The organism is Acinetobacter higginsii, from assembly GCF_000369845.1.
Lineage (GTDB): Bacteria > Pseudomonadota > Gammaproteobacteria > Pseudomonadales > Moraxellaceae > Acinetobacter > Acinetobacter higginsii.
The window spans coordinates 224,211-239,963 of sequence record NZ_KB850213.1; the positions used below are offsets into that span (position 1 = coordinate 224,211).

The 15,753-nt window shown below is 40.5% G+C and carries 17 protein-coding genes; 10 read left to right on the plus strand and 7 right to left on the minus strand.

Going from position 1 to position 15,753, the window contains the following annotated elements; translation table 11 throughout:
• The first annotated feature begins 15 nt into the window (after positions 1-15).
• From gspF to F885_RS12940, 3 genes are all read left to right on the plus strand, one after another.
• Entirely contained in the window at positions 16-1,221 is a 1,206-nt protein-coding gene (gene gspF / locus F885_RS12950; RefSeq protein WP_005315020.1) for a type II secretion system inner membrane protein GspF, read from the plus strand.
• A gap of 8 nt (positions 1,222-1,229) precedes the next feature.
• Positions 1,230-1,814: a type II secretion system major pseudopilin GspG gene (gspG, locus tag F885_RS12945; protein WP_081401672.1), complete on the plus strand. Its 585-nt coding sequence runs from the start codon at positions 1,230-1,232 to the stop codon at positions 1,812-1,814.
• 261 nt (positions 1,815-2,075) lie between these two features.
• Entirely contained in the window at positions 2,076-2,420 is a 345-nt protein-coding gene (locus F885_RS12940) for a hypothetical protein (RefSeq protein WP_005315033.1), read from the plus strand.
• A gap of 55 nt (positions 2,421-2,475) precedes the next feature.
• Here F885_RS12940 and F885_RS12935 read toward each other — a convergent pair whose 3' ends face one another.
• Entirely contained in the window at positions 2,476-2,739 is a 264-nt protein-coding gene (locus tag F885_RS12935; protein ID WP_005200416.1) for a DUF2798 domain-containing protein, read from the minus strand.
• A gap of 245 nt (positions 2,740-2,984) precedes the next feature.
• Here F885_RS12935 and F885_RS12930 point away from each other — a divergent pair, with 245 nt between their 5' ends.
• Positions 2,985-3,323 carry a tRNA-binding protein gene (locus tag F885_RS12930; RefSeq protein ID WP_032812754.1) on the plus strand — a complete coding sequence of 113 codons (339 nt, stop codon included), beginning with the start codon at positions 2,985-2,987 and terminating at the stop codon, positions 3,321-3,323.
• A gap of 1 nt (position 3,324) precedes the next feature.
• On the opposite strand, the gene lnt is transcribed toward F885_RS12930, so the two are convergent.
• Positions 3,325-4,884, minus strand: coding sequence for an apolipoprotein N-acyltransferase (gene lnt / locus F885_RS12925; protein ID WP_005315036.1), 1,560 nt, complete (start codon positions 4,882-4,884; stop codon positions 3,325-3,327).
• Positions 4,881-5,720 (minus strand): HlyC/CorC family transporter, encoded by an 840-nt coding sequence (locus F885_RS12920; RefSeq protein ID WP_004802396.1) that lies wholly within the window; start codon positions 5,718-5,720, stop codon positions 4,881-4,883. Before F885_RS12920 ends, lnt begins: the two co-directional genes overlap by 4 nt.
• Positions 5,721-5,895: 175 nt before the next feature.
• On the opposite strand from F885_RS12920, the gene tusA reads away from it, so the two are divergent.
• The gene (tusA, locus tag F885_RS12915; RefSeq protein ID WP_004656127.1) at positions 5,896-6,153 is read left to right on the plus strand and encodes a sulfurtransferase TusA; all 258 of its coding nucleotides are present in this window, start codon (positions 5,896-5,898) and stop codon (positions 6,151-6,153) included.
• A 68-nt stretch (positions 6,154-6,221) separates the two neighbouring features.
• Here tusA and F885_RS12910 read toward each other — a convergent pair whose 3' ends face one another.
• Together F885_RS12910 and F885_RS12905 are read right to left on the minus strand one after the other, a co-directional pair.
• A complete protein-coding gene (locus F885_RS12910; RefSeq protein WP_005315052.1) occupies positions 6,222-6,659 on the minus strand; it encodes a hypothetical protein in 438 nt (145 codons plus the stop codon).
• Between the two features lie 409 nt (positions 6,660-7,068).
• Entirely contained in the window at positions 7,069-8,781 is a 1,713-nt protein-coding gene (locus F885_RS12905; protein WP_005315055.1) for an electron transfer flavoprotein-ubiquinone oxidoreductase, read from the minus strand.
• 186 nt (positions 8,782-8,967) lie between these two features.
• Here F885_RS12905 and F885_RS12900 point away from each other — a divergent pair, with 186 nt between their 5' ends.
• From F885_RS12900 to F885_RS12880, 5 genes are all read left to right on the plus strand, one after another.
• Positions 8,968-9,591 (plus strand): DUF1285 domain-containing protein, encoded by a 624-nt coding sequence (locus tag F885_RS12900; protein WP_005315060.1) that lies wholly within the window; start codon positions 8,968-8,970, stop codon positions 9,589-9,591.
• Between the two features lie 43 nt (positions 9,592-9,634).
• A complete protein-coding gene (gene murI, locus F885_RS12895) occupies positions 9,635-10,522 on the plus strand; it encodes a glutamate racemase (RefSeq protein WP_005315062.1) in 888 nt (295 codons plus the stop codon).
• Positions 10,523-10,617: 95 nt separating this feature from the next.
• On the plus strand, positions 10,618-11,646 hold the full coding sequence (locus tag F885_RS12890; RefSeq protein WP_004802409.1) for a DUF4062 domain-containing protein: 1,029 nt from the start codon (positions 10,618-10,620) through the stop codon (positions 11,644-11,646).
• Between the two features lie 70 nt (positions 11,647-11,716).
• Positions 11,717-12,733, plus strand: coding sequence for a ferrochelatase (hemH, locus tag F885_RS12885; protein WP_005315065.1), 1,017 nt, complete (start codon positions 11,717-11,719; stop codon positions 12,731-12,733).
• 29 nt (positions 12,734-12,762) lie between these two features.
• Positions 12,763-13,407 (plus strand): MBL fold metallo-hydrolase, encoded by a 645-nt coding sequence (locus tag F885_RS12880; RefSeq protein WP_005315067.1) that lies wholly within the window; start codon positions 12,763-12,765, stop codon positions 13,405-13,407.
• A 63-nt stretch (positions 13,408-13,470) separates the two neighbouring features.
• Here F885_RS12880 and F885_RS12875 read toward each other — a convergent pair whose 3' ends face one another.
• Positions 13,471-15,207 carry a hypothetical protein gene (locus F885_RS12875; RefSeq protein ID WP_005315069.1) on the minus strand — a complete coding sequence of 579 codons (1,737 nt, stop codon included), beginning with the start codon at positions 15,205-15,207 and terminating at the stop codon, positions 13,471-13,473.
• 268 nt (positions 15,208-15,475) lie between these two features.
• Positions 15,476-15,667, minus strand: a complete 192-nt coding sequence (locus F885_RS12870; protein ID WP_004802417.1) for a DNA gyrase inhibitor YacG — start codon at positions 15,665-15,667, stop codon at positions 15,476-15,478.
• Positions 15,668-15,753 lie beyond the last annotated feature (86 nt).

Sequence of the window (15,753 nt, forward strand, 5' to 3'; positions counted from 1 at the left end):
AATTAGAACAGAACCATGCCTGCTTATCAATTTACCGCGCTTGATGCCTCAGGAAAGCAACATAAAGGTGTGCTGGAAGGGGATTCTGCACGCCAAATTCGTCAACAGTTACGCGATAAAGCATGGACACCCATTGCGGTCGATGCCGTTGAGCAAAAAGACAAACAGCAACAACGTTCATGGTTTAAAAAAAGCTTTAGTGCCTATGATTTGGCACTGATGACCCGCCAGCTTTCTGTGTTAGTTGCTGCAGGTATTCCACTTGAAGAAGCACTGCGTGCAGTGAGTAAACAAAGTGAAAAATCACATGTGCAAAACCTATTAATCGCCGTACGGTCCAAGGTTCTGGAAGGACATTCACTGGCGAAAAGTATGCAGCAATCGGGTCGATTTCCCGAACTGTATATTGCCACCGTTGCTGCAGGCGAGCGCTCAGGCCATCTTGATTTAATCTTAGATCAGTTGTCGGATTACACCGAAAATCGTTTTGCCATGCAGAAGAAAGTGCAGGGCGCGATGATCTATCCGATTGTACTGATGTTGATGTCTTTCGGGATTGTGATGGGCCTGATGACCTACGTCGTGCCTGAAATCGTCAAAACCTTTGAACAAAGTAAAGAAGCCTTGCCTTGGATCACGGTCGCATTGATGAAGGCCAGTGCCTTTATTCGGCATACTTGGATTGGCATGCTCATTCTTGCATTTATTGCCATTATTGTATTTACCCGTTTTTTAAGAACCAATGCGGGACATTATGCATTTGACCGATTAACACTCAGATTACCACTATTTGGTAAACTTTCGCGTGGTATAAATGCGGCACGTTTTGCCAGTACCTTATCGATTCTGACTCGTTCAGGTGTGCCTTTGGTCGAAGCCTTGCGTATTGGGGCGGAAGTCAGCAATAACTGGGTGATTCGTGATGCGATTGAAGTGGCAATGGAGCGTGTAACAGAAGGTGGTAATTTGGCAACACAGTTGGAGCGTTGCGGTTATTTTCCACCAATGATGGTACAAATGATTCGAAGTGGTGAAGCGTCTGGTGAACTGGACCGGATGTTGGATCGTGCATCGACCATGCAAGATCGTGAGGTAACCACCTTTATTTCAACTTTACTGGCGTTACTCGAACCCTTGATGCTGATTTTTATGGCAGCAATTGTATTGGTGATTGTGATTGCGGTAATGTTGCCAATTATTAATATGAACAATATGATCTAATGAGTGACATGCAAGAGATGAATATGAATAATTCAATGGATAAACAAAATGTTGGACGTAGCTTGAATGCTTCTCCTGTTGCAGAATCTTGCAACTCAGAGTCAGAGTATAATCTTAATCCTGCCACTCGAAGCATAGCTTCTCGTCTTGCGACCCGACCGAGCGTTGCCCGGTTTAATCGGGTCTCAGGATTTACACTCATTGAAGTGATGGTTGTTATTGTAATTCTTGGTGTTTTGGCAGCATTGATCGTTCCAAACGTGATGGGGCGTGGTGAAAAGGCTAAAGTGGATACCACCAGTATTACCTTAAAAGGTGTCGCGGGTGCTTTAGATCAATATAAATTAGATAATGGTCGTTACCCATCGATGCAAGATGGCGGCTTAGATGCATTGGTGAATCAACCTGCTTCTGCAAAAAATTGGTTACCGGGTGGTTATGTCAAAGGTGGCTATCCAAAAGACAGTTGGGAAAATGATTTACAGTATGTAATTCCAGGTCGTGAAGGTCGTGCATTTGATTTATATTCGTTTGGCGCGGATGGTAAAGAAGGTGGTGAAGGCAATGATGCGGATATTTATTATCAGCCATAATGTAGAATAAAATATCACTTCACTTTTGAATTAAATAAATAGAGAGTGAAGTGATAATGTTTCTTAATTAAATAAAACAACATAACTATTTGAAAAATATATAATCAATAAAATATTGAATATGTGAGAGTTATAATAAGAATTATTCCCATATTTGATAGTTACAAGAAAAAGAAATTATGCAGAAAAATAGACTATTTCTTTAGATCAAAGCTTTGCATAATAAATTCAAGCCATTGAAAAAAGATGTGGAGAAATCAGATGAAAGCATTCTTTATGTTGGATGAACTGAATCAGTTTCATTGGGCAATGCTTAAATCTGTATTGCTCATCTTAAGTCTATTACCCTTTAGTGAAGGTGCTTTAACCTTGTGGCAAGCTTCAGAAGGAAGCAGTCAAATCATGATCGGCTTTTTTGCACTGAGTATGTTGAGTGCATGGTTTGTATTGTGTTTTTTAAGCGCCTTAAAAACCAGTGTTTGGGATAACCATGAGCTGATTTCTAAATATGAGCAGCTTGTATTTAAAGCCTATCGATATATTCCAATGCTGTTTTTATCGAGTCTCGTGGCGTATTTATCGGTGCAATTATCGATTAATGTCTAAGCCGAAGATATTCAAAAAAACGTAGACTCAAGATCTACGTTTTTTTGGTCTAAAGTTAAACTGGTCGCACCAAGAGCATTGTCATTTTACGCACGATAGGCAAGACCAAGAGCAGCACAGGAAATGCGATCAGCCAAGAAATTCCCCATGCTGACATCCACGTTGCAAAAGAGAACTGCTCAAAACCCATACTTCTGAGCGTACTAATACAAGACACAATAAAAGTCATAATAATGGACAAGAAGAAGGGTAAAACAATGGATGCGTAACGATTAGGAATTTTTTGAAAATTAAAACTAGAAGATTTTGAACTCTGCATTTTTTACTCCGTAAACCAACAAACGCCAGTGCCTTATCCAAGATAAAAAATATCTTGATCAAATAGCTCCAAGCCTTGTTGGAGATATGTTGGCACGTTGATTGACGTAAACGTTTACGGCTTTATGATCAGCAAAATTAATTTAGCATGAAGTTGCTCAATTGAAAATAAAAATAAGCGTATTTATTGAGTTGGATAGATTCGCTATGCTGCAACTGGGCTTAAAAGAGAGAAAAGGAAAAAGCATGCAACAGATCGAATGGAATGACTTTACTAAGGTTGAATTACGTGTGGGTAGAATCATTCAAGCGGAAGTGTTTCAACAAGCGCGAAAACCCGCTTATATTTTGCAGGTGGATTTTGGTGAAGAACTTGGGATCAGAAAATCCAGTGCGCAAATTACCAAGCTGTATCAGCCTGAGAGTTTGATTGGAAAATTGGTGGTTGCTGTCGTGAATTTCCCGAAAAAGCAGATTGGACCGATTCAATCAGAGTGCTTGGTGACAGGTTTTCATAATGCAGATGGGGATGTCGCACTTTGTGTCCCAGAGTTTGATGTTCCTCTGGGCACAAAGTTACTGTAATTTATCGACGTGATTTGAAGCTGATATCAACTTTACGTGGGCGATAGATCCAGCCTACGATCAATAAAAGCAATGAGAAAATCAAGATCGGGTAATCACTCAAACGATTGTAGAGTGTTTGCCCTTGCATGGCAGGTAAGTCACCACGTAATACCGCTTCTTGATCAATTGGCGCCTGTTTAACAATATGACCATGCTGATCAATAAATGCGGTCACACCAGTATTGGTGGCGCGAATAAACCAACGACCATTTTCTTTGGCACGCATCTGTACCATTTGCAGATGTTGCCAAGGTCCAGCCGTCCCCGTGAACCATGCATCATTCGACACGGTGATTAAGAAGTCACTATTAGCAGCATTACGACGGGTCAGGTTTGGATAGGCTACTTCATAGCAAATGGCGGCTGCCAGTGCATGACCTTTCACAGTCAGCGGTTTTTGATTGGCTTCACCGCGTGAAAAACCACTCATGCTGACATCGTTCTGCATCGCAGGAAGTACCCATTTCAGCATGCCTGACAATGGAATATATTCGCCAAAGGGTACTAAACGTTGTTTCTTATACAAGCCAAAGGAATCGCTACCCGATGCCATAATACTGTTGTAATACAACGGTTCACCCACTTGCTGCGATTTGGCTAGATCCCAATAGGGAATACCTGTGACCCAAGCGGTATCAGTTTTCTTGGCTTGTGCCGACATTGCATCCAAGAACTCTTGAATATCGGTCTGGAACATTGGAATTGAGGATTCAGGCCAAACGATAAGATCACGGCCCCATTCTGCGCGCGTCAGGGTGGCATAGATTTCTAAGGTTTTAATCTGATATTCAGTCAGCCATTTCAGATCTTGCGGAATATTCCCTTGAATCAGTGAAACACTCAGCGGCTTCGCTGCTTTAGGCTGCACAAATTGAATAAAACCAGCGCCCCAAGCACCTAATACGAGAAGTGCAGAAGGAATGGCCCAGAACCAACGACGGTTTAAAATCTCAACCAAGGCACAGGCCAATACAATCACGACAAATGAAACGGCATAGACCCCGAATAAAGGTGCATAGCCATCGAGTAAGCGTTCAGTGAAGGCATAACCCGCAAATAACCATGGGAAACCTGTGAATACCCAAGTTTTGGCCCACTCAAACAACACCCAGAGTGGCGCGAAAGTTAACGGTGTTTCTGGGAAGAAGCGACGATACAACCATGTTTGAAATGCGGTAAATAAGCCCATTGCGGCTGCCATAAAGACAATCATCAAAATGCTTAGAAAGGCATTGGTATCGCCATAGGTATGGATTGAGGTATACAGCCAGAATGCGCCGACAAACCATAAACCAAAACCATAAGCCCAACCGAGCGCAAAGGCTTGGCGTGGACTACGTTGACGCAATACCGCATACAATAATGCAGGTGACAGAATCGCAAGCCACCAAAAATAGTAGGGGGCTAAAGCCAAACTAAAGATTGCACCTGAAATTAGTGCAATCAACAGTGGAAAAATAAAAGGAAGCTGAGTTTGTGCTTGAGATGGATTTAACAGCTTCTCAAAATGGGTTCTCATTGACGGACAGCTCGAATCAGATGGATAGTGCGTGCATCTGCTTCAATAATGGTAAATTGCCAATCTCCAAGTTCAATGGTTTGACCTTGTAAATCGCTCACTAAACCAATCTCTTGCAGCAGTAAACCGCCCATAGTTTCAACTTCATCGTCAGAAAAATCTGCATCTAAAATAGTGTTGAAGTGTTCGATTGGTGTAAGTGCCTGCACAATCCAAGTATTGGCTGTGGTCGGATCATTGTCTGGTACGATATACAGTGCTTCTTCATCTGCGATATCGTGCTCATCTTCAATTTCACCGACAATCTCTTCGAGAATATCTTCAAGAGTAACCAAACCAGAAGTCGAACCATATTCATCGATGACAATTGCAATATGGGTTTGGGTATTTTTCAACATGCGCAGCACTTGGTCTGAACGTGCACTTTCAGGTACAAATACAGGCTGACGCATCAGTGAGCGAATATCGACTTTGACATTGCGCTCGGTTAAGAAGGGCAATAGATCTTTCGCTAATAAGATACCAACGACATTATCCGTTTGATCCGCAGAGAATACCGGGAAGCGCGAATGTGCCGAATCAATCAGCACATGCAGAATATCAAGTAATTGATCATCTTCCTGCAAACTGATAATCGCTGTACGCGGCGTCATGACTTCTCGAATCTTGGTTGCTGGCAGATCGAGAACACCCTCAAGCATAGCAACAGTATCTGGCTCTAAAAAGCGACGTGAGTCTTGAACTAACTTGAGTAATTCATCGCGGGTTTCAGGTGCGGTACCTAACCATTTTCTTAAGCCACGCATACCCCACGATGGACTGGATTCCTCGACCATGATCTTTCCTAAAGACTCTCTATATCAATTAGATGATTTTCATCATACCGAAGATAAAGCGGATATGCATCAATAATACTATGTAAAAAACGTACAGTTTTTCAAAACACTGTTGATGATTTTTATATGAGCGGTTTATGCTAAAATGTGAATCTTCGAATATTTGAGTTTTATGATGTCTGAACAACCAAAACTTCCTGCTGTTCAAATCAATACGCGAGGTTTACGTTGCCCTGAACCTGTGATGATGTTGCACCAAGCCATTCGCAAAGCCAAGTCTGGCGATGTGGTTGAGGTACTTGCTACAGATCCGTCTACATCATGGGATATTCCAAAGTTTTGTATGCATCTCGGACACGAGTTGGTGTTAAAAGAAGAAAGTCTGGATGAAAACAGTAATACTGAATATCGTTATTTAGTGCAGAAAGGCTAAGGTCAGTATTTAAATATAAAGCTTAAATCACGACTAAATTGATTTTATCAACGTTATCGTGATTTAAGTTATTTAATTAAAGGTTGTATTAATTTATTAATAATAATGCCTTTCTTTAAACTACAAGAATTTGCTGGTTTAATAATCCATTTGTCGGTATTAAGATCAATAGGGTAAGGCTCTCCACTTCCATATGCTATTACTTCTCCATTTTTGTATTCTTTTTCATCAACCACTAAAACATTTTTTTTAGAATCCCAATAAGCTTCTTGAGTTGCGAAAATAGGAAGAATTCTATTTTCCCTATTCTCAAAATATAAACATGACCCTTCAATGTTTATAGTTGCCTCGCTATAACTGGCATTGTCTCCTTCACCAGTATATTTTATTTGAGGAATAATGACTGTAGATTGAGAGCTTTTAGTCTCTTGGTTAGGGTTGTTACATCCATAAAGAAAACATATGAACCCAATGAATGAGCTAAATAGTTTAAATTTTTTATTCATGATCAATAGACTAAAGAAAATCCTAGGTTATAAATTTCATCCGTAGACATATAATAATATTCTGTACATTCGCTTGTGCTTTTAATTCTTGGGCTAATGGAGAATTAGCTGCATAAGTATGAAAAGAGCATAAAGCTATAAATGGTAAAAATATACACTTCTTAAAATTATTCATCTTTAACCTTTAAAATTATTTTAAGGTTTGAAATTATCATATTGAGATTTTAATTAATTTACGTTTTATGCACTAAATTTAATCAGATGGTGCCGATTTTATAAATATTTATTTTTTATTTCAGACCTTGTCTGTTTGTTATATCCGATGCTGAAAATATATTTGAATATTGAAGTAGCTAAAGTCCACAAAGATAAAACCCACCAAGACAGCGTCTTAGTGGGTCGCAAGGAATTACATATTCGGATAGTTCGGACCACCGCCACCTTCAGGCGTTACCCACGTAATGTTCTGTGATGGGTCTTTGATATCACAAGTCTTACAGTGTACACAGTTGGCTGCGTTGATCTGGAAGCGTTTAGAACCATCATCATTTTCCATGATTTCATAAACACCAGCAGGGCAGTAGCGTTGAGCTGGCTCATCCCATTTCGGTAAGTTCACGTTCACTGGAATTGAAGGGTCAGTTAACTTCAAATGAGCAGGCTGGTTTTCTTCATGTACGGTATTGGATACGAATACAGAAGATAAACGGTCAAAAGTTAACTTGCCATCTGGTTTTGGATAGTTTGGCTTAAACGTTGACGCATCCACTGTTTTAAGCACGGCAAAGTCTTGTTTAAGATCATGCAAAGTGAATGGCACTTTAAAGATGTTTTGATCGATAAAGTTAAATGCACCACCCACCCATTGACCAAACTTGTGCATCGCTGGACCAAAGTTGCGTGAACGATATAACTCTTCTTTTAACCAAGAATTGTTATATTTGTCAGTATAAGCGGTCAGCTCTTTGTCGAAATGGTCGTCGCCTTCGAGTACGCGTGCAATCGCAAGATCACCACCTTTGGCAACACCCGCCGCAATCGCTTCAAAGACTGCTTCACCGCACAACATACCTGATTTCATTGCTGTGTGAGAGCCTTTGATTTTTGCGAAGTTCAAGAAACCAGCATCATCACCAATCAAGCAACCGCCTGGGAAGGTCAATTTAGGTAAAGCGTTAAAACCACCTTTGACGACTGCACGTGCGCCGTAAGAAATACGTTTGCCGCCTTCAAGGAATTGCTTAATGGTTGGATGTGTTTTCCAACGTTGCATTTCCATGAATGGGTACATGTGCGGATTTTCATAAGATAAATCGACGATCATACCCAAAGTGACTTGGTTATTTTCAGCGTGGTATAACCACCAACCGCCAGAAGAACCTGTTTCAGACAAAGGCCAACCAGCACCATGCATCACTAAGCCTGGCTTGTGTTTCGCAGGGTCGATTTCCCAAAGTTCTTTGATTCCGATCCCGTAATGTTGTGGATCAGCATCTTTGTCGAGATTAAATTTTGCAATCAGGCGCTTACCGAGGTGACCACGGCAGCCTTCAGCGAATAAGGTATATTTGGCATGCAGTTCATAGCCAGGCGTGAAGTTATGGGTTGGCTCACCATTTTTGCCAATGCCCATATCACCTGTTTGGATGCCTTTTACCGTACCATCTTCATGGTAAAGCACTTCAGCAGCAGCAAAGCCCGGGAAGATTGAAACTTCAAGTTCTTCGGCTTTTTGACCTAACCAACGCACTACATTACCTAAAGAAACGACATAGTTTCCTTCGTTGTGCATTGATTTCGGTACCATCCAATATGGCATTTTTTGTGAATTGCTTTCAGAGGTGAGGAAATAGGTTTCGTCACCTGTTACAGGTACATTGAGAGGTGCACCGTCTTCTTTCCAGTTTGGAAACAATTCATTCATGGCACGTGGTTCAAGTACAGCACCAGAAAGGATATGCGCACCTACTTCAGAGCCTTTTTCAACAACACATACAGAAAGATCAGGCAGGTTGTTTTCAATCGCTAATTGACGAATTTTAATCGCAGCAGATAAACCCGAAGGTCCTGCGCCAACGATCACTACGTCAAACTCCATCGCTTCACGTTCGATGTGTTCCATGTAGGACTCCTCATATTTTTAAGGGTGGCAACCGTAATATTGCGATTCGGTGCTGCCATGAGTGTTCTGAATTGCCGAACACAAATGATAGTATGTGCTCGCAAACGTTTGGGCTAGTATAGTTTTAAACCTTGGTCTCGCCAATTGGCTGAGCGGTCATATTTTCTCGTCATCAAGGCATAAACTATGATAAATGAAAATGATTCTCCACAAAACCCTTTAGAAAATCAGGGAAAAATCATGTTTTCTGATGATAAAAACTTAATCGACATTGCACAATACATAAAAGATGTACAGCAAAGTCACAAAAGGTCAATTCCCCCATTGGACCAGTGGCATCCAAAGCATTGCGGCAAAATGGATCTACGCATAAAAGCCAATGGCGAATGGTGGCACGAAGGTCAATTGGTCAAACGACAAGCGCTACTCGACCTGTTTAGCAAAATCTTGTGGAAAGAAGACGGCAAATTCTATCTTAAAACCCCAGTTGAACAGATTGAAATTGAAGTCGAAGATGAGCCTTTGCTCGTTAATCAGGCAGATCAGGTGGAAATCGAAGGTAAAACCTATTTGCAGCTGACGACGATCAATCAGGATGTGGTGATTGTTGATGAGCAACATCCCATTTTTATGCGTGAATATGACGGTGAGTTAAGGCCCTATGTACATGTTCGCTTTGGTATGAATGCCTTGATTCAACGTCAGAGTTTTTATCATCTCGTGAACTACGGCAGTTTGTCTGAAAATGCGCAGGGCGAGACGGTTTTAACACTAAAAAGTGGTGATTTGGTCTTGCATTTGAGCACCTGAGGTTTAAGCTTAAAAGAGCGAATAAACCAATGCCTAAATGTGTATGACAGCTGTTCAATCGATGCCTCTTTTACTCAATCCTATGCCACACGCATCAGCAGATGCGCCTATTGGTGTTTTTGATTCAGGGGTAGGTGGATTGTCGGTCGCGCAGGAGATTGCCCAACATTTACCCAATGAGCGGATTATCTACTATGCAGATACAGCACATGTCCCGTATGGGGCACGTAGCGATCAGGAAATTCGCCAGCTCACGGCTCAAGCGATTGAATGGCTGTATCGTCAAGGTTGCAAAATTGCGGTAGTCGCATGTAATACAGCTTCGGCATTTAGCTTGGATTATTTACGTGACCATTATGGTGAACGATTTCCAATTGTTGGTTTAGTGCCTGCATTGAAACCAGCAGTGATCCAAACCCAGTCAAAAGTTGTAGCAGTACTGGCGACACCTGCAACCTTTCGCGGTCAGTTGATTAAAGATGTCATCTCTAAATTTGCGGAGCCTGCTGGGGTTAATGTTTTAACAGTGACGAATTTAGACTTGGTGCCGTTTGTAGAAGCCGGTCAGGAGATGAGTCAGGCGTGTTTAAATGTCTTGCAACAGATACTTCAACCTGTGGTTGAGCAGGGGGCCGATTATTTAGTGTTGGGATGCACGCACTATCCATTTCTAAAACAAGCGATTCATCAGATTTTTGCAGAAAAATTAAAATTAATTGATTCTGGACAAGCGGTTGCACGACAAACAACCTATATTTTAATTAAAAATGGGTTATTATGTGACAAATTGCGTCATAATATTACACGTATTGAATGTTATGTCAGTGGTAACAATGCTGTCGCACTGCAATCAGTCCTTCAGCACCTTATACCAGAACAATTAACATGGAAAGTTAGAAATTTGGACGATCTAGGTGTTTCTCATATCTAAATTGAGCCAGTTTTATATATTTTATTGGGGTTAGCTGTTAATAAAAATCAAGATGCATACTTGATATTATTGATAAATGAATTGGGGCTTCGCCTATGCAAGATACTCGTTATCAAGTCTTTATTTCTACCTCTGGCAATGAAATGCAACCAGAGCGAGCGGTTTTGGCACAAACTCTTGTGGGAATGGGATTCCTGTCTTGGGGTTTAGAGCAACGTACGCCTTTAAGTACCTCGATTGCACGTCGTCAAATTGATGATTGTGATTATGTGGTGATTCTGTTGGGTAGCCAATATGGCGAGCAGTCGGTTTCAGGTGTCGGTTATATGCATTTGGAATATATTTATGCCATGACCAAACAGAAGCCAGTCATTGTATTTATGCATGAAGATCCTGAATCGCGTGATACAAAATTGCATGATCATAAATCTGAGTTAAAAGAAAAATTTAAAGAGTTTAGAAAGCAGCTTCAACATGAAGTTGACCAAGTCTTTTGTTATCGAACATTAAGAGATTTAGAGTTGGCAGTGCGTTCAAGTATGCCGCAGATGTTAGAGCGTTATCCTGTCGTGGGTTGGGTGCGTCCGCAAAACACACAGGTACTACGTGATGAAATTGATGCATTGCGAGCCAAAGTCAAACAGCTGGAAACAGAGCTCGGTAATCGTGAAACAGATCCATTGACCAATGTTGCTAAAGTTTCGATGCATGAACTGTATTCTTTTGAGTACCGCATGCATGCTTATCAAGATGGTAATTTCAAAGAAGTTAAACCGCATCGTAAAATGACGTGGGCACAATTACTGAATGTTTTGGGCTCGGCTTTTGTCATTCCAACACCTGAAGAATATTTTTCTAAACGCATGAATGAATATCTAAATGAAACGGGTTTGGAGGATGCACGCAAAGAGATGCCAAGAGCACATGCGGTTTCTCGTGCTCAAGTCAATATTCGGGCATTGCATGAAATTAAATTACAGATGCGTCAAAATGAATGGATCATGCCGACAGGACGCGATGATCGTCAGCGTATGCTGTGGCAACTGACAGCAAAAGGGCAGAAATTATTGGAAAGTAATGTTTTGGACAGTAATCGGGTTTTTCAATTTAAGACCATGCATTAATCCAATTTAGAAAAAAGCCTTAAAACTGCTAAAGTAATTGAATGAACTCAATGAAAAGCGGATGCGGTCTATGTTAGCAACACAAAAACCAAAAGTGACTGTGATTCTGGCCAATCTTGGTACACCTGATGCAGCTACTGTGCCAGCAGTAAGACGCTTTCTAAAGCAATTTTTGTCAGATACACGTGTGATTGAAATTCCAAAGTTGATTTGGTGGATCATCCTGCACTTATTTGTCCTGACCTTCCGTCCAAAACGAGTGGCTGAAGCCTATGCTTCGGTTTGGTCAAATGACTCGCCAATGCGTGAAATTGTATTGGAACAAACACTGCTGATTAAGCAGCGTCTACAAGATGAAAATCATCAGTTTGAGCTTAGCGTTGTCCCTGCAATGACCTATGGTCAACCCAGTATTCATGATGTACTTGATCAACTGGCGCAAACACCACAAGAGCATGTCATTTTATTACCACTGTTCCCACAATATTCTGCGACCTCAACTGCACCTTTATACGATGCCTTCGCCAAATGGATTCCACAGCAGCGCCACTTGCCTGGTATTACCCTGATTAAGGATTATTATCAGCATCCTCTGTTTATTCAGGCCTTGGTAGATAGCGTATTAAATTACCAATTACAGCATGGTAAAGCTGAAAAATTACTCATGTCGTTCCATGGTATTCCACAGCCTTATGCAGATAAAGGTGATCCTTATGCCGATCGTTGTCGAATGACCGCGCGTTTGGTTGCAGATGCGCTACATTTACAAGAGCATGAATGGGCGATTAGCTTCCAGTCAAGATTTGGTAAGCAAGAGTGGGTTAAACCGTATACCGACCAGCTATTACAACAATGGGGTGAGCAAAAAGTACAGTCCGTACAGGTCATTAGCCCTGCATTTTCAGCTGATTGTTTGGAAACGCTGGAAGAGTTGGCAATGCAAAATAAAGAAATTTTCCAGCATGCAGGTGGTGGTGACTATGCCTATATTTCTGCCTTGAATGCAGATCAGGCGCATATAGATTTGCTTGCCAGTCTGGTTCAGGCTAATCTTGATGCACTCACTCATACCTTAGCCCATCGTTAAATCGACGCTTTATTTCGCCAGAGGTTTCTATGCTACAAGTCAAAATTGTCCCTGTTACTGCATTTGCCCAAAACTGCTCAATCCTGTGGGACAGTGAAAGCAAAGAAGCGATTTTGATTGATGCGGGTGGTGATGCTGCGGTACTTAAAAAAGAAGTAGAAGCCTTGGGCTTAAAAGTGAAAGCACTATGGTTGACCCATGGACATTTGGATCATGCAGGTGCAGTCGGTGAGTTGGCTGAAGCGTGGAAGATCCCTGTGATTGGCCCGCACAAAGAAGATCAGTTCTGGTTGGATATGATTCAGGAAGTCTCAGCGCGTTACGGTTTCCCAATTCCACAGCCTGTAAAAGTTGATCAATGGCTTGAAGGTGGCGAACTATTAAAGCTGGGTGAGGATGAGTTTGAAGTCCGTTTTGCGCCAGGTCATACCCCAGGACATGTGATGTTCTATAACGCCAAGCATGGCTTGTTGTGGACGGGTGACGTACTGTTTAAGGGTTCGATTGGGCGTACAGATTTCCCAAAAGGCAACCACCAGCAGCTGTTAGATTCGATTCAACGCGAATGCTTTAGCCTGCCAGATGAAACGCAATTTATCTCAGGTCATGGACCTATGAGCACCATCGGTTATGAAAAGCAATTCAATCCTTTTGTGGCAAGCAAAGCGGGTTGATTCGGTATTGAGCCTGTGTATAAATCAGTGTTTATACACAGGCTCAGCCTGTTTTATTGCTGACTAAATGCTTTCTAGCCATTTTTGATTGGCTAAGTTCAAATCAAAATTCAAACTATTACAAATACTTTGTAAATCAAAAGATGCTTTATCTTCTGGGATCTGAATCAAAATTGGTAGACGGGTAATACCATTGTCTCCTGTCGGGAAGGCATAATGCCGTTCTTTATGATTGATTGAAATCAGTGATTCAAATTCTAAATACACGATCAAGGAAGGAAAACGTCGTTGGATACGAATAATTTCCTGATGGGCATGTTTTTTGATTTGTGAGGTTTTCTCTTTTAACTTAATAATATTATCTTTTATTTTCTGTGGTTTATTCAGTAGCTTACTGAGAAAAGACACACTTTGTTTCAGTTGACGCTGATTCTCTTTTAACTCTGAAAATGCATCTTTATATTCTTGCAAACAACTAATGCTTAAGTCTTTGAGAATATTGGTCGGCTCTAATGCTGCTGTATGGTGCTTTTTCCAGTCATCATAAGAAAACACGGTAAATACATCGCTATGGCGTTTTTGCAATAAGGTGGCGTAGGATTTAAGTCGCGCGATAAATAGATTGACCTGTTTATTTAAGATAATTGAAGGTTGTGATTGAAAGGCAATAAAATGGCTGATCAGATCATCTAAGGTTTGTTTAACGCTAATGTAGAGATAATGGCATTCATCACTATGATGTACCGCATGTTTTAACGCATCTGCAATGGGTTCTAGAATATTGCGACAGAGCTTTTGCTCAAAATCAATCAACCGTTGTTCAACCAACTTTTCAATAAAGACGCCGTGGGGATTGAGCGGTTCCATCAAAAAGGGAATCAGGGTTTTATTGGCATAAAGCTCGATATGACGAACAATATCAGAGATATAGTGATTGACTTGTTTATCAATCGTAATGATGTGATTCATTTGCCATCGGAATTGCTGATGCTGTGATTCATCTTCGATTTGGTCTAAAGCCAAAAAAGCGGCATTGAAGTAAATATTTTCACAGGCTTCAAATTTTTCTTCCTGCAAAAAGCGTCGAATCGAAAAAGTATTTGTCATACCTTCTTTGCTCGGTGCGAGTGCAAAGATATATTGAGACGTTTTAACAATATCAAGCTGTTTTGTTTTTTGCTGTTGGTATAAAAAATATTTAAGAATATGTGGCTTTTCTTCACGTAACTGATGAGAACGAATAATATTAAAGGAATATTTGAGTAGCTGTTGTTTTAAAAATACTTCAGTAATAAAGGTCTTGATGACATCCGTATTGATATGTCTTTGATTGGCGGGTAATTGAATAATTTCTTTCTGCAAAATGATCTGTGCAGAGGCATAGATAAATTCTTTTAACACCTGTTTTTTCTGTTCTTGTAGATCAAAATCATTTTCAGTATTGATGCGGTTAATCTGACCGAGCATGTTTTCTAAATAGTCGGAGATGGCATAAATATCTTGGTATTGTTTTAATTTTTCCAAAGAATTGGCAATGCTTCTGACTAAAACTTTAATCGGTGCATCTTGAATTTTTTCTGCCAATAGATGGATGTCATGCTTGGCAAGATAAGAGAAACTGTGTTCTTTTCGGTTCCAGTGAATCTTCTTGAGTTGCAAAATCTGTTGGCAGATATTCTCACGGTCTTCAACAGAGCAAATAGAAAAAAGTGTTTGTAAACTGAGTTGCCAATTTGCATCTAGATTTGGATCAATTTGGGTCGCTAAAACCCTGAGCTGGTAAGGAATAGATTGATTCATTATTACATCCTAGTAAGTCTAAATATTTTTATTAAACAAACTGACCCCTATAAAATTTTGATTAAGGTTGGATCAGTATGAGATATAAGTTGTCGTGAGTTATTTGCTATTTTTATTCATTACAATGTTTGAATTAAGATTTGCACAAGGTCAAAAAAAAGTAAATTACTGTGATGTAATTCACATATCTGAAATATGTAAATTTTTATTAAAATGCATCAATCTGGATTGGAGGAAAACTTTCTAATGGTTGAAAGAATGAAGATGATTAATCTTCATAATCATCTTCATTGCGTTTTTGATCTGCTTGTGGCGCATCCTGAGTCGGGAGTTTGTATTCATCACTGGCCCAAGCACCGAGATCAATCAACTTACAGCGTTCCGAACAGAAAGGACGAAATTGATTACCTTCCCAAGTGCTGGCTTCACCGCAACGCGGGCAGGGGAATGTACGTGGCATAGAAAATTCCTAAAACATAGAACAAATAGATTAGGCAAAAGTAAGGTGAGTTGTTAGACTTATGCCGATTTCTAGATAGTTTGATG

Bases quoted from the DNA above. Each gene is read 5' to 3' on its own strand.
- murI (WP_005315062.1), top strand. From the start codon at position 9,635: ATGACAGCTGTTCAATCGATGCCTCTTTTACTCAATCCTATGCCACAC.
- F885_RS12920 (WP_004802396.1), bottom strand. From the start codon at position 5,720: ATGGTCGAGGAATCCAGTCCATCGTGGGGTATGCGTGGCTTAAGAAAA.
- tusA (WP_004656127.1), top strand. From the start codon at position 5,896: ATGTCTGAACAACCAAAACTTCCTGCTGTTCAAATCAATACGCGAGGT.
- F885_RS12890 (WP_004802409.1), top strand. From the start codon at position 10,618: ATGCAAGATACTCGTTATCAAGTCTTTATTTCTACCTCTGGCAATGAA.
- F885_RS12870 (WP_004802417.1), bottom strand. From the start codon at position 15,667: ATGCCACGTACATTCCCCTGCCCGCGTTGCGGTGAAGCCAGCACTTGG.
- gspG (WP_081401672.1), top strand. From the start codon at position 1,230: ATGCAAGAGATGAATATGAATAATTCAATGGATAAACAAAATGTTGGA.
- F885_RS12880 (WP_005315067.1), top strand. From the start codon at position 12,763: ATGCTACAAGTCAAAATTGTCCCTGTTACTGCATTTGCCCAAAACTGC.
- F885_RS12910 (WP_005315052.1), bottom strand. From the start codon at position 6,659: ATGAATAAAAAATTTAAACTATTTAGCTCATTCATTGGGTTCATATGT.
- hemH (WP_005315065.1), top strand. From the start codon at position 11,717: ATGTTAGCAACACAAAAACCAAAAGTGACTGTGATTCTGGCCAATCTT.
- F885_RS12935 (WP_005200416.1), bottom strand. From the start codon at position 2,739: ATGCAGAGTTCAAAATCTTCTAGTTTTAATTTTCAAAAAATTCCTAAT.
- F885_RS12930 (WP_032812754.1), top strand. From the start codon at position 2,985: ATGCAACAGATCGAATGGAATGACTTTACTAAGGTTGAATTACGTGTG.
- lnt (WP_005315036.1), bottom strand. From the start codon at position 4,884: ATGAGAACCCATTTTGAGAAGCTGTTAAATCCATCTCAAGCACAAACT.
- F885_RS12900 (WP_005315060.1), top strand. From the start codon at position 8,968: ATGATAAATGAAAATGATTCTCCACAAAACCCTTTAGAAAATCAGGGA.
- gspF (WP_005315020.1), top strand. From the start codon at position 16: ATGCCTGCTTATCAATTTACCGCGCTTGATGCCTCAGGAAAGCAACAT.
- F885_RS12940 (WP_005315033.1), top strand. From the start codon at position 2,076: ATGAAAGCATTCTTTATGTTGGATGAACTGAATCAGTTTCATTGGGCA.
- F885_RS12875 (WP_005315069.1), bottom strand. From the start codon at position 15,207: ATGAATCAATCTATTCCTTACCAGCTCAGGGTTTTAGCGACCCAAATT.
- F885_RS12905 (WP_005315055.1), bottom strand. From the start codon at position 8,781: ATGGAACACATCGAACGTGAAGCGATGGAGTTTGACGTAGTGATCGTT.